The organism is Pseudomonas sp. NPDC087346, from assembly GCF_044744235.1.
In the GTDB taxonomy this organism is placed as follows: Bacteria; Pseudomonadota; Gammaproteobacteria; order Pseudomonadales; family Pseudomonadaceae; genus Aquipseudomonas.
The window spans coordinates 17421-38182 of the sequence record NZ_JBIUXX010000049.1; the positions used below are offsets into that span (position 1 = coordinate 17421).

Annotated in this window: 21 protein-coding genes; 15 read left to right on the plus strand and 6 right to left on the minus strand. The window is 58.3% G+C overall.

The features are described from left to right. Nucleotides 1-58: 58 nt before the first annotated feature. Genes ACIOZM_RS23815 through rfbC form a run of 4 tightly spaced genes read right to left on the minus strand, consistent with a single transcriptional unit; the run spans nucleotide 59 to nucleotide 4286 of the window. Nucleotides 59-514 carry a thioesterase domain-containing protein gene (locus ACIOZM_RS23815; protein ID WP_401218037.1) on the minus strand — a complete coding sequence of 152 codons (456 nt, stop codon included), beginning with the start codon at nucleotides 512-514 and terminating at the stop codon, nucleotides 59-61. After that, nucleotides 511-1893, minus strand: coding sequence for a sigma-54-dependent transcriptional regulator (locus tag ACIOZM_RS23820; RefSeq protein ID WP_401218040.1), 1383 nt, complete (start codon nucleotides 1891-1893; stop codon nucleotides 511-513). Before ACIOZM_RS23820 ends, ACIOZM_RS23815 begins: the two co-directional genes overlap by 4 nt. Then, a complete protein-coding gene (locus ACIOZM_RS23825) occupies nucleotides 1890-3698 on the minus strand; it encodes an ATP-binding protein (RefSeq protein ID WP_401218043.1) in 1809 nt (602 codons plus the stop codon). Before ACIOZM_RS23825 ends, ACIOZM_RS23820 begins: the two co-directional genes overlap by 4 nt. 42 nt (nucleotides 3699-3740) lie before the next feature. Continuing rightward, the gene (rfbC, locus tag ACIOZM_RS23830) at nucleotides 3741-4286 is read right to left on the minus strand and encodes a dTDP-4-dehydrorhamnose 3,5-epimerase (protein ID WP_401218045.1); all 546 of its coding nucleotides are present in this window, start codon (nucleotides 4284-4286) and stop codon (nucleotides 3741-3743) included. A 24-nt stretch (nucleotides 4287-4310) separates the two neighbouring features. On the opposite strand from rfbC, the gene ACIOZM_RS23835 reads away from it, so the two are divergent. The 4 genes from ACIOZM_RS23835 (at nucleotide 4311) to ACIOZM_RS23850 (ending at nucleotide 9154) form a co-directional block, all read left to right on the plus strand. Further along, on the plus strand, nucleotides 4311-4439 hold the full coding sequence (locus ACIOZM_RS23835; protein ID WP_401218048.1) for a hypothetical protein: 129 nt from the start codon (nucleotides 4311-4313) through the stop codon (nucleotides 4437-4439). Nucleotides 4440-4460: 21 nt separating this feature from the next. Continuing rightward, a complete protein-coding gene (locus ACIOZM_RS23840; protein WP_401218050.1) occupies nucleotides 4461-7373 on the plus strand; it encodes an aminotransferase in 2913 nt (970 codons plus the stop codon). A 215-nt stretch (nucleotides 7374-7588) separates the two neighbouring features. Beyond that, nucleotides 7589-8695, plus strand: a complete 1107-nt coding sequence (aguA, locus tag ACIOZM_RS23845) for an agmatine deiminase (RefSeq protein ID WP_401218053.1) — start codon at nucleotides 7589-7591, stop codon at nucleotides 8693-8695. A 246-nt stretch (nucleotides 8696-8941) separates the two neighbouring features. Then, nucleotides 8942-9154: a hypothetical protein gene (locus tag ACIOZM_RS23850; protein WP_008080512.1), complete on the plus strand. Its 213-nt coding sequence runs from the start codon at nucleotides 8942-8944 to the stop codon at nucleotides 9152-9154. Between the two features lie 179 nt (nucleotides 9155-9333). On the opposite strand, the gene ACIOZM_RS23855 is transcribed toward ACIOZM_RS23850, so the two are convergent. Further along, the gene (locus tag ACIOZM_RS23855) at nucleotides 9334-11427 is read right to left on the minus strand and encodes a TonB-dependent receptor (RefSeq protein ID WP_401218056.1); all 2094 of its coding nucleotides are present in this window, start codon (nucleotides 11425-11427) and stop codon (nucleotides 9334-9336) included. Between the two features lie 254 nt (nucleotides 11428-11681). Here ACIOZM_RS23855 and ACIOZM_RS23860 point away from each other — a divergent pair, with 254 nt between their 5' ends. From ACIOZM_RS23860 to ACIOZM_RS23885, 6 genes are all read left to right on the plus strand, one after another. Then, a complete protein-coding gene (locus ACIOZM_RS23860) occupies nucleotides 11682-12350 on the plus strand; it encodes a DsbA family protein (protein ID WP_401218058.1) in 669 nt (222 codons plus the stop codon). Between the two features lie 300 nt (nucleotides 12351-12650). Then, nucleotides 12651-13955, plus strand: coding sequence for an OprD family porin (locus ACIOZM_RS23865; protein ID WP_401218061.1), 1305 nt, complete (start codon nucleotides 12651-12653; stop codon nucleotides 13953-13955). A gap of 232 nt (nucleotides 13956-14187) precedes the next feature. Continuing rightward, nucleotides 14188-14934 (plus strand): 2OG-Fe dioxygenase family protein, encoded by a 747-nt coding sequence (locus ACIOZM_RS23870; protein WP_401218064.1) that lies wholly within the window; start codon nucleotides 14188-14190, stop codon nucleotides 14932-14934. A gap of 79 nt (nucleotides 14935-15013) precedes the next feature. Beyond that, a complete protein-coding gene (locus tag ACIOZM_RS23875) occupies nucleotides 15014-15391 on the plus strand; it encodes a GNAT family N-acetyltransferase (protein ID WP_401218104.1) in 378 nt (125 codons plus the stop codon). Continuing rightward, nucleotides 15388-16104 carry an AzlC family ABC transporter permease gene (locus tag ACIOZM_RS23880; RefSeq protein WP_401218066.1) on the plus strand — a complete coding sequence of 239 codons (717 nt, stop codon included), beginning with the start codon at nucleotides 15388-15390 and terminating at the stop codon, nucleotides 16102-16104. Before ACIOZM_RS23875 ends, ACIOZM_RS23880 begins: the two co-directional genes overlap by 4 nt. Continuing rightward, nucleotides 16083-16400 (plus strand): AzlD domain-containing protein, encoded by a 318-nt coding sequence (locus ACIOZM_RS23885; RefSeq protein ID WP_115076201.1) that lies wholly within the window; start codon nucleotides 16083-16085, stop codon nucleotides 16398-16400. Before ACIOZM_RS23880 ends, ACIOZM_RS23885 begins: the two co-directional genes overlap by 22 nt. Here the strand turns inward: ACIOZM_RS23885 and ACIOZM_RS23890 are convergent. Then, nucleotides 16317-17243 (minus strand): LysR family transcriptional regulator, encoded by a 927-nt coding sequence (locus ACIOZM_RS23890; RefSeq protein ID WP_401218069.1) that lies wholly within the window; start codon nucleotides 17241-17243, stop codon nucleotides 16317-16319. The two genes, ACIOZM_RS23885 and ACIOZM_RS23890, sit on opposite strands and share 84 nt — an antisense overlap. A 408-nt stretch (nucleotides 17244-17651) precedes the next feature. Here ACIOZM_RS23890 and ACIOZM_RS23895 point away from each other — a divergent pair, with 408 nt between their 5' ends. The 5 genes from ACIOZM_RS23895 (at nucleotide 17652) to ACIOZM_RS23915 (ending at nucleotide 20760) form a co-directional block, all read left to right on the plus strand. Continuing rightward, nucleotides 17652-18221 carry a PBECR2 nuclease fold domain-containing protein gene (locus tag ACIOZM_RS23895; protein WP_401218072.1) on the plus strand — a complete coding sequence of 190 codons (570 nt, stop codon included), beginning with the start codon at nucleotides 17652-17654 and terminating at the stop codon, nucleotides 18219-18221. Between the two features lie 255 nt (nucleotides 18222-18476). Then, complete coding sequence (locus tag ACIOZM_RS23900) at nucleotides 18477-18893, plus strand: antitoxin Xre-like helix-turn-helix domain-containing protein (RefSeq protein ID WP_401218074.1); 417 nt, start codon at nucleotides 18477-18479, stop codon at nucleotides 18891-18893. Then, nucleotides 18890-19570 (plus strand): RES family NAD+ phosphorylase, encoded by a 681-nt coding sequence (locus ACIOZM_RS23905; RefSeq protein WP_401218077.1) that lies wholly within the window; start codon nucleotides 18890-18892, stop codon nucleotides 19568-19570. Before ACIOZM_RS23900 ends, ACIOZM_RS23905 begins: the two co-directional genes overlap by 4 nt. Before the next feature lie 220 nt (nucleotides 19571-19790). Beyond that, on the plus strand, nucleotides 19791-20372 hold the full coding sequence (locus tag ACIOZM_RS23910; RefSeq protein ID WP_401218080.1) for a hypothetical protein: 582 nt from the start codon (nucleotides 19791-19793) through the stop codon (nucleotides 20370-20372). Between the two features lie 169 nt (nucleotides 20373-20541). Next, nucleotides 20542-20760 (plus strand): 4-oxalocrotonate tautomerase family protein, encoded by a 219-nt coding sequence (locus ACIOZM_RS23915; RefSeq protein ID WP_401218082.1) that lies wholly within the window; start codon nucleotides 20542-20544, stop codon nucleotides 20758-20760. The last annotated feature ends 2 nt before the right edge of the window (nucleotides 20761-20762 follow it).

Consider the following 20762-nt stretch of genomic DNA (forward strand, 5'->3'; position numbering starts at 1 on the left):
TCCTACACTGGATTTCGTATTTCCCTGTAGGAGTTGCCGAAGGCTGCGATCTTTTGCTTCAGCGGTGTAAAACGTACTGCCCGGTAAAGGTCACCGCTGCTTCATCACTCCCCGCATTGACGATCCGCGTATGCAGGGTCAACCGCGCCCGCCCGTAACGCTGATACATCGTCAGAAACTTTTTCCATACCGCCGCACTCGGCGCCGGGCAGATCGCAATCGCGTCGCCAGTCACTGGCAGTGGATAACTGATCTGCCCCTCCTGAATCACGATGTGCCCGTCTTCAATCGCTTCTTCCTTCAAGCGCAAATGCAACCAGCCCCAACCGGCCAGCACCGCGCCGCAATACAGGCTGCCGCCAAACATGGTGCTCTTGTGGTTGACGTTGGGTTCCAGCGGCAGGTGCAGACTCAACTGTTGTTCGCGCCAGTCGAGCACTTTGAGGCGCATGTCCCGAGTCAGCGGAATGTCGTGATGGAGGACGGCTTCCAGATACTCACTGTTGATGCTCATTCGGCGTCGTCCCCCTGATTGCTGTCACCGAAATTCAGACCGTGCTTGCGCAGCTTGTCGTGCAGGGTTTTGCGCGGGAGACCCAGCGCCTCCGCGAGGCTGCGCACCGAACTGTGAGAGCGCGCCAGTTCGGCAGCAATCAGTGATTTTTCAAAGTTTTCCACCTGCTCGCTGAGGCCGCCGCCGGACACTTCCACGGTGGTGCCGCCACTGCCGGGTTCGGTGTTATCCAGCGCCAGTTCGAGGCCGAGGGCGAAGCGTTCGGCGGCGTTCTGCAGTTCGCGCACGTTGCCGGGCCAGGGGTGGCGCAGCAGCAAGGCGCGATGCCCCGGTTGCAGTTCGTGGGGCGGTAAACCGTGGCGGGCGCTGGCTTCATCTGCGTAATGCTGGAACAGCACCAACGCATCTTCGCCGCGTTCGCGCAGTGGCGGAATGCGCAGCGGTGCGACGTTGAGTCGGTAGTACAAGTCGGCGCGGAAGCGACCCTGATCGGCAGCCTGACGCAGGTCTTCCTTGGTTGCGGCGATCACGCGGATATCCAGCGGGATCAGTTGATTGCCACCCAAACGCTCGACCACACGCTCTTGCAGCATGCGCAGCAGTTTGACCTGCACATCCATGCTCATGCTTTCGATTTCATCGAGGAACAGCGTGCCGCCATTGGCGAATTCGAACTTGCCGATCCGGCGTTTCTGCGCGCCAGTGAAGGCGCCGGGTTCGTGGCCGAACAGCTCACTTTCGACCACCGACTCGGCCAGCGCCCCGGCGTTGATCGCGACAAACGGGCCGTTGCGCCGACTCGACAGGTCATGCAGCGCCCGAGCGACCACCTCTTTGCCGGCGCCGGTTTCGCCAAGGATCAGCACGTCAGCCTTGGTCGCCGCCAGCGAACCGATCTGCTCACGCAAGCGCAGCATCGGCGCCGATTGGCCGACCAGTCGCGCGCTCAGTTCATTGCGGTCACTGAGGGCCAGCCGCAGGCTGCGGTTGTCCAGCACCAGTCGGCGCAGGGCCAGGGCGCGGCGCACGCTGTCGAGCAGGGCATCGCTGGCGAAAGGTTTTTCCAGAAAGTCATAGGCGCCGGCACGCATGGCCTGCACCGCCAGCGGCACATCGCCGTGGCCGGTGATCAGCAATACCGGCAACTCCGGGTCCTGAGCGTGCAATTCGCTGAGCAATTCGAGGCCGTCCATGCCCGGCATGCGGATGTCGCTGACCACTACGCCCGGCCAGTCACGTTCCAGTTGTCCGGCCAGCCCTTGGGCTTCGGACAGCGGCAGGATTTTCAGGCCGGCCAGATCCAGAGTCTGGCCGAGGGCCTGACGCAGGTGTGGATCGTCGTCGATCAACACCACCTGAATGCGATTGTCGATGGTCATGCACTTCGATCCTCGGACGGTTGCAGGCTGACCCCGGGCGCGCCGGCGCGCAGCCGCAGGGTGATCAAGGCGCCGCCTTGCTTGTGGTTGGCGAACGACAGTTCACCGCCAAAGGCGCGCATCAGGGTTTCACAGATCGCCAATCCCAGACCAAGGCCCTGAGTGCGAGTCTTGGTGGTGTAGAAAGGCTCGCTGGCGCGGCCGAGGGCTTCCATGCAGAACCCCGGGCCGTTGTCGCGAATGTACAGATTGACGCCCTCGGCGGTGGATTCGGCACTCAGCCACAGTTTGCGCGGCGGACCTTTTTCGGTCAGCGCGTCGAGGGCGTTGGCCAGCAGATTGCCGAGCACCTGGCGCAGACGGGTTTCGCCGGCCTCGACCCACAGGGTGGCGGCCGGCAGGTCGCGAATCAGTTCGACTTCCATGCTGCGTCGGCGCTTGGCCAGCAACGCCAGCGCATCGTCGAGTGCCGGTTGCAGGGCGACGCTTTCCGGCGCATGTCGATCACGACGGGCGAAAGCACGCAGGTGGGCGATGATCGAGGCCATGCGCCCGGTCAGTTCGCTGATCAGTTTGAGGTTGCCGCGAGCGTCGTCGGTGCGCTGGTGATCGAGCAACACTTCGGCGTTTTCCGCGTAGCTGCGGATCGCTGCCAGTGGCTGATTGAGTTCGTGGCTGATGCTCGCTGACATCGTCCCCAGCGCCGACAGTTTGCCGGCTTGCACCAGATCATCCTGGGCGCGTACCAACTCCTGCTGGGCCTGTTCGCGCTCCAGCACTTCCTGTTTCAAACGCCGGTTGAGGCCTTCGAGGTCGCTGGTACGCTCCGCCACCCGGCCTTCCAGTTCGCGGCGGGCCTTGGCTTCGAAGGCGATGCGTTCCAGATAGTGGCGACGGCGCTGCATCATCAGGCCGAGTAACAGCATGACCACCAAAAGTGTTGCGCCGCCGATCGCCACGACGGTGCGTACCGGGCGGTCGATCAGGGTGCGCGGGGCGAGAATGCTTACGCTCCAGCCGGTTTCGGCGATGTCCACGGTCTGGCTCAGCCAAGCAGTCGGGCTGAGGTTCAGCGGGCGCGGTTCGCGGGTCGGGTAGGGCTGGATGGCGGTGATTGCCGCGCGTTCGGTGTCACTTAGGACGCGGGTCGAGCGAAAGCGCCATTCCGGGCGCGAGGTCAGAATCACCACGCCGTTGTGATCGGTCACCAGCAATTGTTCCGGGGTTTTACCCCAGAGGCTTTCGGTATGATCGAGATCGACCTTGATCACCAGTACACCGATGATTTTTTCACCATTGCGCACTGCTGCCGCGAAGAAGTAACCGCGCTTGGCCGAGGTGGTGCCGAGGCCGAAGAACCGTCCCAAGCGTCCGGCCATGGCTTCACTGAAATACGGCCGGAAGGAAAAATTACGCCCGACGAAACTGTCATGTTTGTCCCAGTTCGATGCCGCGAGCGTCTGGCCTTTGGTGTCCATCAGGTACATGACTTCGGCGCCGGACTGGGCCGCGATGTTTTTCAGCAGGCGGTTGGCATTGCCTTGGGTAACTCCGTCATCCGGCGCCCCGAGCACGGCGCGCAGGGCCGGTAGGTCGCCAAGAATCGTCGGCAACACTTCGTAGCGATGCAGAGTGCCCAACAGGTTGGCGACATAAAGATCGAGGGTCTGCCGGTTCTGCCCGGCCAGTTCGCTGCGGTAATAACGCTCGGCCAGATGTTCCAGCGGCCACAGCAACGGCGCCAGGCACAGGGCCAGCAGCGCGAGACTGCGCCAACGAGGTCGGCGAGGGAGGGTTGGTTTCATGGGCCGGATGCGCCTGAGGTGACAGGCGCATTATGCCTAGCCTCAGGAGAAGACGTCAGCGTCCTTGAGCAATGCGGCGGCAGCGTCCTTGCCGGACAGCTTCGGCGCTTCGTCCAGTTGCCAGTCGATGCCCAGCGCAGGATCGTCCCAGCGAATGCTGCGCTCGGAGCTCGGGTCGTAATAATTGGTGGTCTTGTAGAGGAATTCGGCGAACTCGCTCAGTACCACGAAGCCATGCGCGAAACCTTCCGGCACCCACAATTGGCGGTGGTTTTCCGCCGACAGGCGCACGGCCACCGATTTGCCGAAGTGCGGCGAGCTGCGGCGAATGTCCACGGCCACATCAAGCACTTCACCGACGGTCACGCGAACCAGTTTGCCCTGGGTGTTTTGCAGTTGGTAATGCAGGCCACGCAGCACGCCTTTTTGCGAGCGCGAATGGTTGTCCTGAACAAATTGAGTGTCCAGGCCAGTGGCCTCCTGGAACGCCTTGGCATTGAAGCTCTCATAGAAGAAACCGCGCTCGTCACCAAACACCTTGGGTTCGATGATCAGAACACCGGGCAGGTCGGTGGTGATTACATTCATGGGGTTCTCCATTGATAAGCGTGAATGGCCGACATTCTTGCGCAAAGCAGTGCCGGGCGCGAGTGCTCAAGTACAAATCCGCTGTTCTGGATTAAGCGTGAGGATGGCCGGGGGTTGCGTATCGCGCCGTGCAGTGGCGATATAGGCGCCTAATAAAATTTCAGGGGTCGTTTCATGCCGCTCGCCACGTTGATTCATCGCGCCAGTTTGCCCAGCCCGCAGGTTTCTGCGGAGCAGGCTCTGCAATGGTTGGCGGAACACTACGGGCTCAGCGGCACGTTGCAGGCGTTGGGCAGCCAGCAGGATCTCAACTACCGGCTCGACAGTGTGCGCGGGCGGTTCGTCTTGAAGATCTGCCGTGGCGATTATTCGCTGGTGGAGTTACAGGCCCAGCACGCCGGCCTCAAATACCTTGCCGAACATTCTGCGGTGCACGTGCCGCGAGTGATTCCGGCCAATAGCGGCGAAGACCTGTTGACCCTGCAAGTCGACGGCGAGCCGGTGCATGTGCGGCTGCTGGATTACATCGAAGGCCAGCCGCTGACGGCTCTTGAGCATCTCGGCAATCAAGTGGTGGCCGGGTTCGGTCGGCTCTGCGGCGAAATGGATCTGGCGCTGGCCGGCTTCGATCACCCGGGTCTCGAACGCACGCTGCAATGGGATGCGCGCCATGCCAGTGCGCTGATCAGTCATCTGCTGCCAGTGATCAAGGATGACCGGCAGCGTGGGCAAATCGCTGATGCCGCCGAGCAGGCCGAGCGTCGTCTGCAACCGCTGCTGGACAAGCTGCCGGTGCAGGCGATTCACATGGACATCACCGATGACAACGTGGTCTGGCAGCGTGACGCGCAGCGCCACTGGCAGTTGCAAGGCGTGATCGATTTCGGTGATCTGGTGCGCACCTGGCGCATCACCGATCTGTCGGTGACCTGCGCGGCGCTGCTGCATCACGCTGCTGGCGACCCGTTTGTCATCCTGACGGCGGTTCAGGCGTATCACGCGGTCAATCCGCTGCAACACGAAGAACTTCAAGCACTGTGGCCGCTGATCGTTGCGCGGGCGGCGGTGCTGGTACTTAGTGGCGAGCAACAGGTCAGCATCGATCCCGACAACAGCTACAGCCGCGACAACCTGGCCCACGAGTGGGAGATTTTCCGCGTCGCGACCTCGGTGCCACTCGCGCTGATGGAAGCGGCGATTGTTACTTCGGTCGGCCAGAGTCTGCCTGCCATTGGCAGCGAAGGTTTCGCGCCGCTGTTGCCGGGTCTGGTCGGGCGTGAGTTTGCGTTGATTGATCTGGGTGTCTTGAGTCCTCACTTCGAGGCCGGTAATTGGGAACAGCAAGGTGTCGATCAACGATTGTTGACTGAGGCTGCGGCGACCCACGGTCTGGCGGCCAGTCGATACGGTCAATATCGATTGTCACGCACCCGAGTAGACAGCGCCGATGAACCAGACACGTTCCCGCTGCACGTCGAATTGCGTGTGCCGGATGGCACGGCAGTGGAGGCGCCGTTTGCCGGTGTATTGCATCAAGCGGCGGACGGCGCACTGCAACTCGACGGCCCGCAATTGAGCGTGCGGCTGTGGGGTGTGAACCCTTCACTGCACAGCGGCGCGGCGCTGGTCAAAGGTCAGGTGCTGGGTTCGGTCAATGGTCCGTTGATCGTGCAGTTGAGCCGTGGCCCGGATCTGCATGCGCCATTGTTCTGCACGCCTTCGCGGGCGGCAGCGTGGCAGGCGTTGTGTCCGTCACCCGCAGCGCTGCTGGGGCTGGCCTGCGATGCCGAACCGGAGCTGGACGCGCAAACCCTGCTGGATCGGCGTAATGCCAGTTTCGCCCGCACGCAAAAACACTATTACGTCGACCCGCCGCGCATCGAGCGCGGCTGGCGCAATCACCTGATCGACATGCAGGGCCGTTCTTACCTCGACATGCTCAACAACGTCGCGGTACTTGGTCATGGCCATCCGCGCATGGCGGCAGTCGCGGCGCGTCAGTGGTCGCTGCTCAATACCAACTCACGGTTCAACTATGCGGCAGTCGCCGAGTTTTCCGAGCGCCTGCTGAAGCTGGCGCCCGAAGGCATGGACCGGGTGTTTCTGGTCAACAGCGGCAGCGAGGCCAATGATCTGGCGATCCGTCTGGCCTGGGCCTACAGCGGCGGACGCGACATGCTCAGCGTGCTTGAGGGATACCACGGCTGGACGGTCGGCGCCGACGCGGTATCGACCTCGATTGCCGACAATCCAAAAGCGCTGAGCAGCCGGCCGGACTGGGTGCATGCGGTAGCCGCACCGAACATCTATCGTGGCGAGTTCCGTGGTCCGGACTCGGCGCCGGATTACGTGCGCAGCGTCGAGCATCATCTGCAAAAGATCGCTGAACAGAAGCGCCAACTGGCCGGGTTCATCTGCGAGCCGGTGTATGGCAACGCTGGCGGCATCTCATTACCGCCGGGGTACCTGAGGCAGGTCTACGCGTTGGTGCATGCCCAGGGCGGCGTATGCATCGCCGACGAGGTGCAAGTCGGATACGGGCGTATGGGCCATTTCTTCTGGGGCTTTGAAGAGCAGGGCGTGGTACCGGACATCATTTCCATGGCCAAAGGCATGGGCAACGGTCAGCCACTGGGCGCGGTGATCACTCGCCGGGAAATCGCCGAGGCGCTGGAGGCCGAGGGCTATTTCTTCTCGTCGGCTGGCGGTAGCCCGGTGAGTTGCCAGATCGGCATGGCGGTGCTGGACGTGATGGAGGAAGAGAAGCTCTGGGAAAACGCGCAGCTGGTTGGCGGCCACTTCAAGGCGCGACTGGAGGCGTTGATCGATAAACATCCGCTGGTGGGCGCGGTGCACGGTTCCGGGTTTTATCTGGGCGTTGAATTGATCCGCAACCGGGAAACCCTGGAGCCGGCCACCGAAGAAACCACGCTGCTGTGTGATCGTCTGCGTGAGCTGGGGATCTTCATGCAACCGACCGGCGATTTCCTCAACGTGCTCAAGATCAAGCCACCGATGGTGACGTCGCGCCGAAGTGTGGATTTCTTTGTCGACATGCTCGACCAGGTACTCACTGAAGGTCTGTAACCCAATCCCTGTAGGAGCTGCGGCACGCTGCGATCTTTTGATCTTGTTTTCAGAGGCAAAAATCAAAAGATCGCAGCGTGCCGCAGCTCCTACATAAAGCGGATTTATATCGGTAAATATTAGTGGTTTTTAGATGGAATACATTTTCCATCCTTTTAAATACGATTTTTATCGGCTATAAAGCTGAAAACCCTCGACGGTTCTCTGGAGTCCCGATGACCACTTTGAAAAGTACCCCGCGCGCTGACGGCTTCCACATGCCCGCCGAGTGGGCGCCACAAACCCAAACCTGGATGATCTGGCCAGAGCGCCCGGACAACTGGCGTCTGGGCGGCAAACCGGCGCAAGCCGCGCACGCTGCCGTGGCCAAAGCCATTGCCCGTTTCGAACCAGTGACCGTCGCCGTGTCCGCCGGCCAGTACGAAAACGCTCGCGCCCGCCTCGACGTGCCGAATATTCGTGTGGTCGAGATGTCCAGCGATGACGCCTGGGTACGCGACAGCGGCCCGACTTTCGTCATCAACAACAACGGCGAAGTGCGCGGTGTGAACTGGGACTTCAACGCCTGGGGTGGTTTCGACGGTGGTCTTTATTCGCCGTGGAACCGTGATTCGCAGGTCGGCGGCAAGATCCTCGAGATCGAGCGCAGCCCGCGTTATCGCACCGAAGGTTTCGTACTTGAAGGCGGCTCGATTCACGTCGATGGCGAAGGCACGCTGATCACTACCGAAGAATGCCTGCTGAACCGCAATCGCAACCCGCATCTGGGTCGTGAAGAAATCGAAGCGGTGCTCAGCGAAAATCTGGCTGTGGATAAAATCATCTGGCTGCCGGATGGCCTGTTCAACGACGAAACCGACGGCCATGTGGATAACTTCTGCTGCTACGTGCGCCCGGGCGAAGTGCTGCTGGCGTGGACTGACGATCCGCAGGACCCGAACTACCCACGCTGCCAGGCCGCGATGAAAGTGCTGCAAAGCAGCACCGATGCCAAGGGCCGCCCGTTCACGGTGCACAAAATGCCGATTCCGGGGCCGCTGTATGCGACCGAAGAAGAGTGCGCCGGTGTCGATCCGGTGGACGGTACTCAGGAGCGCAATCCGAGCGTTCGCCTTGCCGGCTCCTACGTGAACTTCCTGATCGTCAATGGCGGCATCATCGCGCCAAGCTTCGACGATCCAATGGATGCCCCGGCCCGGGAGATTCTGCAGAACCTGTTCCCGCAGCACGAAGTGGTGATGGTGCCGGGTCGTGAACTGTTACTGGGCGGCGGCAATATTCACTGCCTTACCCAGCAGCAGCCAGCGCCGCACAAAGAGTGAGTGCTGACGTAACAGCTTGAGTTGATTAAAAAATAAGCTGAGCGCCAATTCGCGCTCGCCGTTCGAAGAGAAGCCCGCAGCCCGGTTGGACTGCGGGCTTCTTTGTATCCGCTTGTCGACAAATAAGAAACGTTGGCATAGCTCTTGTATCGGCCAAGGGGTACTAGGGAGGGAAAGAGAACTTCAATGGTTCTGTCATAAACCTTGGATAACGTAGCCGCTCACGAACGGGGAGAGAGCGCTGAAATGAACGCCGAAGTGAACGTAGTCAGCGAGCGGACTTTGCATCCCATGGCCGTCAATGGCGAATCGCTCCAGATTGTCGCGCACTGGTTGAAGTCCAATGGAACGCGTCAGATCAGGGAACCTGATCCGCGCCGGATGATGATCGAGCGTTACCCCGCTGGCCTGTTCAGCGAGGCAGAACTGGAAGCGTTGTGGGCTGTGATGGAAGGATAAGAACAACAACAGGGATTGGTAAAAGCGCTGCCGGGATGGCGGCGCTTTTTTATGCACGAAGTTTTTTTGAAATGACTACCAACCAATGTGGGAGCGAGCCTGCTCGCGAAAGCGTCGGGCCAGTCGACATCTTTATCGACTGACACTAAGCCTTCGCGAGCAGGCTCGCTCCCACAGGTTTAGAAGCTGTAGGTTCCGGTCACGACCAGGTTGCGCGGTGCACCTGGCTGGATCTGGAAGGCGCTGGTGGATGAGGCGTAATAGTCGCGATCAGTGATGTTGTTCAACGCTGCGCGTACATCCCAGTCCTTGTGTTTGTAACCGGCCAGCGCGTCCCAGCGGCCATAACCCGGCAGCACCGTGGTGTTGAGGTTGTCAGCGTAACGCTGGCCCACCATGGTCAGACCGGTTTCGGCGTACCAGCCCATTTCCGGTTTCCAGGTCAGGAACAGGTTGCCGTTGTGCTTGGCGACGTTGCTGATGCGCTTGCCTTCCAGCCCGTTGTTGTCCTTCTCGACAGTCGCATCCTGCATGCCGACGCCGCCGCGAACGTACCAGTTGCCAACGATTTTGCCGGCAGCGGTCAACTCGATCCCGCGCGAACGCTGGACACCGGTCAGCACGGTGATCGTCGGATCGTTTGGATCAGTGGTACGGCGGTTGTAGAGCTCAAGGTCGTAGACCGCCAGCGTGGTGCTCAGGCGATCGTCGAGCCAGTCGCTCTTCACACCGATTTCTTTCTGCTTGGTCAGCTCGGGACTCAGGTCGTTGCTATTGCCGGCTGCACCCGGCGTGATACCGATCAAACCGCCGCCGACCGGTGAGAAAGTCTTCGACCAGGACGCGTAAAACGAATGGTTCTGCAATGGCGTCCAGACCAGACCCACCCGTGGGCTGGTGCTGTGGCTGTCACGGTCTTCGGAGATGTTCTTGAGCTGGTTGGTCGACTTGATATCGAACGTGTCGTAGCGCAGGCCGCCGAGCAATTGCCATTGATCGTTCAGGCGCAATTGGTCTTGAACATACACGGCGCGGCTTTCGACTTCGGTGTGGCTGTCGCTGAAGACTTGCATGCTGCCCGTGTGGCGCAGGTTGCGGTCAGGGTCGTACAGATTGAGCGACGGCACCGGTTGCGCGCCCGGCGTTTTGCCGGTGGCAGCGTTAAACAGCTTCGGGTCGCGGCGCTGGCTGCCGATTTCGATACCGGTCAGCAGTCGGTGTTCGAGGCCAAAGGTGTCGAATCCGCCTTCCAGTTCAACGTTGTTGAAGATGTTGCGGGTGGTCAGATCCTGTTGCCAGTGCTGGCGCGTGACCTTATTGGTTTTTTTATCGAAACCGGTGAGGTAGGTGTTGTCGAAATCGCTGTCGAGCTTGAACACGCCAAGGGTTTGGCGCAGTTGCCAGTTGTCGTTTATTTCATAGCTGAGTTTCGAGCGCAGGGATTGCGTCTTGTCGTCGATGTAATCGTGATCGTTGCCATAGGTCGTGTCCGAGCCGACGTCCGCCGGGCGACCGTTGACCCCGGGGATGCCGCGATCCGGGGTGCGGTTGTAGCGGCTGTATTCGTACTGCACCAGCCAGTTCAGGTCCGGGGTCAGTTGCCAGCTCATCGACGGTGCGAACAGTTGGCGATTGCCGCTGACGCCGTCGCGGAAGCTGTTTTCATCCATGTTGCCCATGTTCAGACGCAGGCTCATGTTGTCGCTCGGATCGGTGCTGAGGTCGGCGTACAGGCTGCGCAAATCTTCGCTGCTGCCTTGGGCTTCAATGGTCGAGCGCCGCCCGGCCTCGGGCATTTTGCTCACACGGTTGACGATCCCGCCCTGGCTGCCGCGACCGTAGAGGACGGCGGCTGGGCCCTTCAGGACTTCAACGCGTTCGATGTTGTGCATGTCGCGCTTGTACTGGCTGTCGTCGCGGATGCCATCCAGGTAAAAGTCATTGCTGGCGTCGAAGCCGCGAATGCGCACGCTGTCGAAACGAGTGTCGGCGCCGCTGCTGACGTTGGGAACACCGCTCAGTGCGTCACCGATGTCGTTAGTGCCGTAGTTGGCGACGTTTGAAGTCTTGATCGAATCAATCGCCTGCGGCACGTAACGCACGGGCGTGGATGTGCGGGTTGCGGTGTTGCTGACTTTGACGCGAGGGTCGTCGGCTTGCGCTTCGGCGCTGATCGAGGTGGCGGGTAATTCAGTCGCAGAGTAGGCAAAGCCGCTGGACAGAAAAGCCGAAAGTCCAAGGGTCACGGGGGTTAAGCGGAACGGGGCAGGCATCTGAAACGCATCCGAAAGGGCAGGGGGAAATCGAGTGCGCGAATGGTAATGCTTTGCATTTACTTTCGTTAATTGTTCCTGAGAGGTTCCCCGGTTTGATTGTTTCGAGTTGTGTCTGCTTCGATACAAAGCTCCCTTGCGGTCATTCGACCGATTGGTGAAACAGACTGAAAGCCATTCCGGCGTTTTTCTGTCTACGTCGGAGGGCTAGTCTGGCGCCATCGATTTTTCGCCATTCTTGCCGGAGCTTTCCCATGGTCCTTCACTACATTTACGACCCGTTGTGCGGCTGGTGCTACGGCGCCAAACCGCTGGTGCAAGCCGCACAGCAAGTGCTGCCGGTCATCGCCCACGGCGGCGGCATGATGAGCGGTGCCAACCGTCAGAGCGTGTCGCCGCAATTGCGCAATTACGTGATACCGCATGACCGGCGCATTGCCGAATACACCGGCCAGCCATTCGGCGAGGCATATTTTGAAGGCCTGTTGCGCGATCACTCGGCAGTCTTCGATTCCGAGCCACCGATTGCTGCGGTGCTGGCGGCCGAGCAGATCGATGGCCGTGGCCTGGAATTCATTGGACGGTTACAGACTGCGCACTACATGGAAGGTCGGCGGATTGCCGATGTAGCAGTGCTTCTCGAATTGGCTCAGGAATTGGGCTACGACACCGCTGTATTTGAAGCCGCGTTCGAAGCGGCTGACACGCAGCATCACATCAAACAAAGCCGTCAGTTGCTGGCGAAAGTCGGTGGCCAGGGTTTCCCGACATTTGTGCTGGAAGACGCTGGGCAGTTCACGCTGATAGATATCGGACCGTGGCTGGGTAAACCGCTGGAGTTTTCCGATTGGCTGCGTCAGACGATTCCTACGGCTCAGGTCGCCGTTGCCGCACCCTTTTGTGGCGTTGATGGCTGCGCTTGATCACATGCACGAAAGTCACTGGTTACGTGGCTTTTCGGGCAATCGTCTATCGCTAAAAAGTCCTTTCTTAGACGATTTTTACCTATTTAAAGACGATTCTTGAAATTGACACATTGTTAAGGGCGCGGATAGGATTCGCGCCAACGCCTGTGGCTAACCGCCATGACTCAAAATAATAAAAAGGCCCGCCACGATATTCTCGTGGGCGGGTCTTTTTGTTTTCGGGGTGAAAGAAGAGTGCAATAGCGCCGTTTCAGCCGTTCGACACAGCGCGTTTCAACCCGTAATAAGGAAAATAAAATGTTGAACAAGCGGATCAGTCTGATCGCATTGGGGATGTTGAGCGCCACTCAGGCCATGGCTAACGACCAGGCCGAGTCCAAGGGTTTTGTTGAAGACAGCAGCCTCAAAGTGCTGCTGCGCAATGCCTACATCAATCGTGATTACAAAAACGGTAACGACGACAAAGCCGAGTGGGGCCAAGCGGCCATCGGTACGTTCTCGTCCGGTTTCACCCAAGGCACCGTTGGTGTCGGTGTTGACGCTTTTGGTCTGTACGCACTGCGTCTGGACGGCGGCAAAGGTCGCAGCGGCGCGGGTGGCATCGACTTCTTCAAGCAGGGCGACAGCGGCAACGCGGCTGATGACCTGTCCAAGTTCGGCGCAGCGGTGAAATTCCGTCTGTCCAGCACCACGCTGACCTACGGTGACCAGATGCCGGCTCTGCCGGTGCTGAACTATGACAACTCGCGTCTGCTGCCGGAAAGCTACACCGGTACTTTGATCACTTCCAAAGAGATCAAAGGCCTGGAGCTGAACGCCGGTCGTTTCACCGCCGAATCGCGCAAGAGCGCTGAAGGCCGTGACAGCGGTGGTCTGAAGTCGATCAACGTATTGGGCGGTAGCTACCAGTTCACCGAACAGTTCAAGGCTGCGCTATACGCTTCCGATGTCGAAGACGTGCTGAAGAAGCAATACGTGAACGCCAACTACGTGTTCCCGATCGACAAGGATCAGTCCCTGACCCTGGACTTCAACGGCTATCGCACCAAGCTGGATAGCTCGTACGTTCGCGAAAACACTGTTCCTGGCAAAAGCATCGTTACCGGTCAGGACAACAAGATCTGGAGCCTGGCAGCCACTTTCGTCACGGGTCCACACTCGTTCACCGTGGCGCACCAGCGCTCCACTGGCGACAGCAACCTGGGCTACGCCTACGGCGGCTACCAGAAAGATCAACAGCGTGTGGGTGACGGTGGCAACACCATCTACCTGGCCAACTCCTACTGGTCCGACTTCAACGCTGAAGACGAGCGCAGCTGGCAGGTTGGTTACGGCCTGGACTTCGGCGCATTCGGCGTACCGGGTCTGAGCTACAACGTTGCCTACGTGCGGGGCGATAACATCACCACGTCCACCTCCACCGGTGGTACCGAGCGCGAAATTTTCAACCAGTTCAAGTACGTCGTGCAAAGTGGCCCGGCCAAAGACCTGAGCGTGAAACTGCGCAGCTCGATCCTGCGTGTGTCGCAGAAATCCAGCGAATACAACGCCAGCGGCAACGAGCTGCGTGTGTTCGTCGATTACCCGATCAACATCTTCTGATGATCGGCGAGTGATAAAAAACTCGTGAAAAAAGCCCCGACTGGTTCGGGGCTTTTTTTTGACTTTTTCGACGAAAACCGCAAAAAACCCGTGTTTTTGTCATCTGAAACTACTTTTTGAGGCGCTTGAAACGGCGTTTCAATCAGGCCTTTAAATGCCTGAAATTCTTTCTCATGGACGCAAATTCTCCACCTAATAGATTAGTCCGCTCAACGTAGTGGAGAATTTGGTAATGATCGTTTTGAACAGAGAAGTGGGCGAATCGCTGCGGCGCGACAAGTATGTCAACGTGCAGAGTGGTGACTTCAATCTCTACGGTCATTTCACCGACCTCGTCAGATTGACCCGCAGCTGGGAAAACATGGAGCCCGACAGTTACTACGGTCAGGCCGATGCCGGCATGCGCTATCGCCGCTACAGCGACTTCGAATACAACCCCAAGACTCGCGAGTTGAAGCAGCTCGAACACCGCGCTTACGTGCAGTCCAAAGAGAACAACGCCTATGTGGGCGGCATGGTCCGGCACTTCCAGGACTTCTCCGAAGAAGTGATTACTTCGCCGGTGATGCGCAGCCTGATCGATACCGATTTTGAAGTGTACAAAAGCGTGCTGCCGGAAGAACTGCACGATGAAATCTGGCAATGCCAGATTCACCAGATCCGCATCGAGATCAAACCCGGCAAACAACTGGAAATTACTCCCGAGGGCATTCACTGCGACGGCTATCCGTTCAGCGGCGTGCACTTCTGGGGTCGCAACAATGTCGAGGGCGCGGAAAGCCGTTTGTATGACGTGCACGAGCAGCAATTGGCGTCGACGACTTACAAGGAAATCCTCGACACCACGTATTTCCTCGATCGCGACATGCGCCACTACGTGACACCGGCGCGCAACACCCACTCCCATGCCATGGCGTACCGGCAAATTCTGGCGATTTCCTTCTCGCGGCCCGGGACCGCTTTCGACATTGTTCGCTAATCAGATCACCCAAATAGACGGCGTCGAGTGCTCGACGCCGGTGGTGCTGCGTCGCGCCACGGCCAAGGATGCGCAGCGCATGGAGCGCTTCTTCCGCATGTTCGACGAAGTGTCCTTCTGCGAATGGCAGGACGCCAAGTGTCTGCGTGGCGTGCTGATCCAGAAAACCACCACTGCTTATCTGGCCTTCGACGTGGCCGGCGAAATCGTCGGCGCGGTGCTCGGCGGCATGCTGGGCAGTCGCGGCACCATCAATCATTTGGCCGTCAGCCTGCGCTATCGCAGCCAGGGCGTGGGTCAGCGTCTGGTTGAAGCGGCTTCCGCCGACATGAAGCGTGTCGGGGTGTTGCGGATGTTTCTGTTCGTCGACGATGCTAACCTCGCGGGCAAGCGTTTTTGGACTGCCCAGGGTTTTTGCGAGCCTCATGGCGAACGGACATTTGAGAGGGATCTATGAATGAAACGTCCGGCAATGCGCCGCTGATGGCTGAGCGTCAGCCGTCGCGCACGTTTGCCGAAGCCAGCCCGGTAGTGGCCGGTTATTTCACGGTGTCATTCGTGTTCGGATTGATGGCGGTCAACGCTGGGCTGCCAATGTGGCTGCCGGTGGCGATGTGCTTGTTCGTGTACGCCGGAGCTTCGCAATTTGCGGCGCTGGCGCTGATCTCCAGCGGTGCGTCGTTGACCACCATTGTGCTGACCACTTTCCTGATCAATGCGCGGCACATGCTGATGTCGGTGTACATGGCCAAGGCCCTGCGCGCATTGGGCCTCAGCCGCATGGAACGCTGGTGCTACGCCGGCGGCCTGACTGACGAATCCTTTGCCTTTCACAGTGTGAAACTGGGCACCGGGGCGCCAGTCAACGTGCGTTATCTGATCGGCTTCAACCTGTTCTGCCACACCTCGTGGGTGCTGGGTGGTCTGCTCGGCGCAGTCTGTGCGCAATACGCATCGCACCTGATCAAATATCAACTCGACTATGCGTTGACCGCGATGATGCTCTACGTGCTGGTTTCGCTGTGCAACACCCGCAACAAACTGATCGCCGCGCTGGCCGCAGTGGTGTGCATGGGCGCACTGAGCCTGATCGGCAGTTCGCCCTTCAACGTATTCATCGCCACGTTTGTGGGCTGCGGAGTAGGTGTATGCCTGACCAAACGTTCCTGATTCTGGTCGTCGTGCTGATGATGGCCGTGACCTTCCTGCCTCGCGCTCTGCCACTGCAAGTGAATACCGAGCACTGGCCGCCGTTCGTTGCACGGGCGCTGGAATACTTGCCGGTGGCGATCGTCGCTGCGATCAGCCTGACTCCCTTGTTGATCAAGGATCAGCACATACAGCTCGACCGCCCGGAATTCTATGCAGCGATTCCGACGTTGTTATGTGCGTATTTCAGCAAAAACCTCTTTCTCAGTGTGGCGGTTGGGACGGCTGCGTACATTGCGCTCGGCTCGTTCATGTAGCGGCAGATCGACTACGTCGTTCAGCGCCTGGCCGGACAGGTTCGGATTGTTCACCGCCAGGCGCACTTCAAGGAAGTCCTCGAAGTCCGGGAAAATCGTCAGCCCGTTCTTCTGCGCGGCCTCGCGGGACACCATGCCGACGGCATCCATCTGCGTGATCAACGACAGCGTCAACGTCTCGCTGCACGAATAAACCATGCGCTGACCGTTCTCGTGATTGCCCAGCCCGGCGTCGAGAAAACGCAAAAAGCTGTGGGAATACGGACAATCTTCTGCCGGACGTACCTGAAACTTGTTACCGAGCAGCGTCAGAGGATCGTTTTCCTGCCCGCAATGGGCACCGACCACCTGCACCTGAACATCCGGCAGAACAATGCTCGGCATCCCCGGCCGCTGTGGACCGATCAACACCGCGAGATCAAAGTCCTCATTCTTCAGCTTGCTGAGGTTTTCCATCGACTCGGCGTAACTGAACTCCATCTGATAATCGGGGAACACCTCGATCAGGCGCCCGATCATTCGCCGGTTGAAGTCGGTCGATAACGTATTGTTCAACGCTACCTTCAGCGTCCGTTGCCCCGGCACCTTCAGCGCCTCGACTTTCTCTTCCATTTGCCGCGTGGCAATCAACACTTTGTCCATGTAAGGCGTCAGCTCAGTGCCTTGCGGCGTGAGCGTCAAACCCTTGTTGGAACGGCGAAACAAGCGGAAACCGAACTGCTCTTCGACCTTGTTCAACTGCGCGGCCAAGGCCTGCACAGTCAGGCACGAATGCTCGGCTGCGGCCGACAAAGAGCCGGTCTGCACGATGCGCATGAGGTTGCGTAAGGTTCTGCTATCCATAGGTAATGCCCTCTAAAGTGGGCTGGGTATTGTTGTGTAGGAAACTGCCGATACGGCGCCATATGCCGGCTATATTCCTGCACCTGAGCATAGTTGTCGCGGGTTTAGTAGCGAATTGATGCCTCCGCCGATGGCTGGAAGCTGACACAGGATCGGGGTTTTTGGTGACGGGGGGGTGATTGGGGTCAAAAAAAGTGTGTGAATCCCAAGGCTCGAGCGTTATTTCCGACACCGTTTTGACTCCATCCCACAGGACTTTCAGACGTATCCCATTGGCTTGAGAGAGCGGACTGATTTACCGATACGGCTCAAATGATTGAAATATGGGTGAATTGATTCGGGGTCGTTCTCGAATTTTTACCCACTGGATACAAGGCATTGCCTGGCATCCACGAAGTGAGCGTTTGAATGCCATCTAATGCAACCGGGACAGTGGAGCTGCCCGGCCAGCAGAGCTGGAAGGATCTTGGTCTTCCCGACGTTCGGAGCATGGATTTGAGTCTTGCGACCACTGTGGCGCGTGAGCAGCCCGGAGCTTGTGACTTACAAACGGCTTGGGAGCAAGTAGCGCTGGGGTTTGGAATGCAGGAGGGACAGGATGACGTATGGGTGGAAACACCCTACGTCCCTGTGACGGTGCAACGAAAGTACCTGTTACACATTGTCGAAAAACGCCCCAATGCTCGAGAGCGATTCACCGAATTTGCACGGGACACCCTGAGAAATCCGATGGAAATCTGGCGTATTTCCTACAACGATGATTCCTTTCGTTTGGCATTCATCGGTGTTTACCGTGCCAAATATCAAATGCTGGTGGTGATCCATATTGACCATGGACATGTACTTTGGAACTTCATGAATTGCGATAAAAAGTCTTTGAACAAGCACCGGCATGGAGACTTGGTGTATCACCGATCTCAGTGTCCAAAACAAAAAAAGCAGCCTGAGCAGGCTGCCTTTTCCGAAATGGATGCTTGATATTATGCTCCCTCAAGCGGGGGAGAAGAGGTCTCACCCGAGCGCTGATTTTCAGGCCATCAACGGGGTTCCTAACGCCGACTATCGCCACCTGAAGGCAGTCGGTTTCGCGCTCTTGGTTTGATTCTCTGTCACAAATCGCAGGCGTGTCAATCGTGCTTTTGCATGACCGATTGTACATAGGCGGACTAAATTTAAAGAAGTGTTCGGATCTGTACTAGTATCAAAGTACGCCACAATTTCGGAAGGAAACTCATGCCTTTCATATCACCCACTTCGAGCCCACCCCCACGCGAACAACTTGACGTCCCCGAAGCCGGCCGCGTTGCGTTGAAGTTTTTCTTCAACCTCATGGAGCGCTGGGGCTGCAACGCCGAGCAGCAACGCACCTTGCTCGGCGGCGTCGGCAACACCACGTTCTACAAGTACAAACACCTGCCGCCGAATATCCGTCTGCCCCATGACACCCTTGAGCGCATCTCCTACCTGATGGGGATTCACAAGGCGCTGAGCATCATCTTCAGCAACAGCCGTGAACGCGCCTACACATGGGTCAGCAGCCCGAACGACGCAGCACCGTTCAATGGCCAGACCGCACTGAGTTACATGCTGGCCGGGCGGGTTGTAGACATCGCCGATGTACGCCGTTACCTCGACGGGGTGCGCGGTTGAAGGCGCCGGAGCTGGCCGAGGCGCAATGGCCGCGAGCCTTTCGGATCGTCAACAGCAGCTTTCCGCCGATTGCGTTGTTTGAAGACGTGCTCGATCCCGAGGACCTGGAAATCGCCTACGCCATTGAGGCGCTGACCAATGATCGCTTGATTCAACAGGCTGGCGTGCTGGCGAGAGTGCGTCCTGAAGATCGTCTCTCCGGTCCCGGCTCAACACCAGTGATGGCGGCGTTCACCCACATCGGAAAATCCAGCCGCTTCACCGATGGCACCTTTGGCATTTACTACGCCGCGAGCAGCCAGGCCGCCGCCATCGCCGAAACCTGTTACCACCAGGAACGCTTCCTCGCCGCCACCCACGAGGCCGATCTGGAATTGACCATGCGCACCTACATCAATCGCGTGGTCAAGCCGCTGCATGACGTTCGCCACGGCTATGCGCATTTGCACAACGCCGATCCCGAGGCCTATGCCCCGTGCCAGGCCTTCGCCCGACAACTGCGCGAGAGTTTGTCGTGGGGTTTGCTCTACAACAGCGTGCGCCTGGCAGGCCATGAATGTGTTGCGGCGTTCCGGCCGCCAGCGGTTTCGATCCCCAAGCAGGGCAAACATCTGCGTTATGTGTGGAGTGCGAGTCAGCGCAAGATCTCGATCGTGTTTGAGATCAGTCAGGTCTGATTTGTGTCATTCAAATTGTATAAAAATGGTTTTGAGCTAAAAATCTTTTTTCTAATCGTTTTTAATCACTAAAAATCGGTTTTATACGTTTTTACTGCTGTGATGAGGGGCGCTCCGGAGAATTTGATTGCACTTCACAAGGTTTGACATATATTCATTTTTATTCACTTTTACGTAAAAATAATCGTTTTTACGCAAGTAGAAGCGTTTTTTCTGATAAATGATCATTCGCCGCAATTTTAGCGACTCTGTAATTCTTCCTGTCTCCGCAGTCATCACGGACGACTCTGGTGAGCGACGGGCGTATGACACGGTCCTGGATCAAGTGTCAAAACCCCTTATGCGGGGCATACGCGATCAAGTGACGTTCGCCAGTACTCGCACGCAATACCCTGATGGTGTGGTCTCGAATATAGAGTTCCCCGATTACGAAAATGCGCGCCCGCTATGGCGCTACCCTGATTTGGGGCCTCACGTCGTCTTTATATCCAACATCATTCGACGCACCATCACCGAGCAAATGCGTGAAGAATCGAAATACTTGCGAAGCCATTCTCGGGCGCGGCTGGCCATTAAAGAGATCGTCGAAATGCCAGACCATCAGGCAGACCGTCTGCTGCGTTCGCTAGAGCAAAATAGAGGTCAGCTCAGTAACATTCTGGCAAAGGAAATGCCGGTACTCACAAAACCGGAGATCTGGAGCGCAGTTGTCGAAGCTGTAGCGAACGCCGTGAGAGAGGAAGCCCCGATGGATAATGGTGTGATTGATCGATATCACCCAAACCAGCCAGCTGGGAAATGACTTTTTATCCAGACACCTTTTGCCACAGGGTCTGGTTGCCGTGTTCTATTCATTACGCCGCGTCACAAATGAAGTACCCAACACCTACTTTTTCCCCTCCCGCCCCACGCCTACATTGAACTCCAACACCTGACCCTCATCCCGAAGGCAGGTCACTGGAGAAGTCGTCATGCCCTTTGTCAGCGTACGCATCACCCGCGATGGCGTTACCCGCGAGCAAAAAGCCCAGGTGATCGCCGAAATCACCGAGACCCTCGAACGCGTCCTCAACAAACGGCCGGACCTGACCCACATCGTCATCGAAGAAGTCGACACCGACAACTGGGGTTACGCCGGCATCTCCACCACCGAGTACCGCCGGCAACTGGCAGAGCGCGACAAGTCCTGACG

Excerpts from the sequence above, each read along its gene's own strand:
- ACIOZM_RS23815 (WP_401218037.1), bottom strand. The coding sequence starts at position 514 with ATGAGCATCAACAGTGAGTATCTGGAAGCCGTCCTCCATCACGACATT.
- ACIOZM_RS23890 (WP_401218069.1), bottom strand. The coding sequence starts at position 17,243 with ATGGATAGCAGAACCTTACGCAACCTCATGCGCATCGTGCAGACCGGC.
- ACIOZM_RS23850 (WP_008080512.1), top strand. The coding sequence starts at position 8,942 with ATGAACGCCGAAGTGAACGTAGTCAGCGAGCGGACTTTGCATCCCATG.
- ACIOZM_RS23880 (WP_401218066.1), top strand. The coding sequence starts at position 15,388 with ATGAATGAAACGTCCGGCAATGCGCCGCTGATGGCTGAGCGTCAGCCG.
- aguA (WP_401218053.1), top strand. The coding sequence starts at position 7,589 with ATGACCACTTTGAAAAGTACCCCGCGCGCTGACGGCTTCCACATGCCC.
- ACIOZM_RS23875 (WP_401218104.1), top strand. The coding sequence starts at position 15,014 with ATGGAGCGCTTCTTCCGCATGTTCGACGAAGTGTCCTTCTGCGAATGG.
- ACIOZM_RS23820 (WP_401218040.1), bottom strand. The coding sequence starts at position 1,893 with ATGACCATCGACAATCGCATTCAGGTGGTGTTGATCGACGACGATCCA.
- ACIOZM_RS23910 (WP_401218080.1), top strand. The coding sequence starts at position 19,791 with ATGATCATTCGCCGCAATTTTAGCGACTCTGTAATTCTTCCTGTCTCC.
- ACIOZM_RS23885 (WP_115076201.1), top strand. The coding sequence starts at position 16,083 with ATGCCTGACCAAACGTTCCTGATTCTGGTCGTCGTGCTGATGATGGCC.
- ACIOZM_RS23835 (WP_401218048.1), top strand. The coding sequence starts at position 4,311 with ATGGCCGACATTCTTGCGCAAAGCAGTGCCGGGCGCGAGTGCTCAAGT.
- ACIOZM_RS23895 (WP_401218072.1), top strand. The coding sequence starts at position 17,652 with ATGCCATCTAATGCAACCGGGACAGTGGAGCTGCCCGGCCAGCAGAGC.
- ACIOZM_RS23860 (WP_401218058.1), top strand. The coding sequence starts at position 11,682 with ATGGTCCTTCACTACATTTACGACCCGTTGTGCGGCTGGTGCTACGGC.
- ACIOZM_RS23855 (WP_401218056.1), bottom strand. The coding sequence starts at position 11,427 with ATGCCTGCCCCGTTCCGCTTAACCCCCGTGACCCTTGGACTTTCGGCT.
- ACIOZM_RS23900 (WP_401218074.1), top strand. The coding sequence starts at position 18,477 with ATGCCTTTCATATCACCCACTTCGAGCCCACCCCCACGCGAACAACTT.
- ACIOZM_RS23865 (WP_401218061.1), top strand. The coding sequence starts at position 12,651 with ATGTTGAACAAGCGGATCAGTCTGATCGCATTGGGGATGTTGAGCGCC.
- ACIOZM_RS23915 (WP_401218082.1), top strand. The coding sequence starts at position 20,542 with ATGCCCTTTGTCAGCGTACGCATCACCCGCGATGGCGTTACCCGCGAG.
- rfbC (WP_401218045.1), bottom strand. The coding sequence starts at position 4,286 with ATGAATGTAATCACCACCGACCTGCCCGGTGTTCTGATCATCGAACCC.
- ACIOZM_RS23870 (WP_401218064.1), top strand. The coding sequence starts at position 14,188 with ATGATCGTTTTGAACAGAGAAGTGGGCGAATCGCTGCGGCGCGACAAG.
- ACIOZM_RS23825 (WP_401218043.1), bottom strand. The coding sequence starts at position 3,698 with ATGAAACCAACCCTCCCTCGCCGACCTCGTTGGCGCAGTCTCGCGCTG.
- ACIOZM_RS23840 (WP_401218050.1), top strand. The coding sequence starts at position 4,461 with ATGCCGCTCGCCACGTTGATTCATCGCGCCAGTTTGCCCAGCCCGCAG.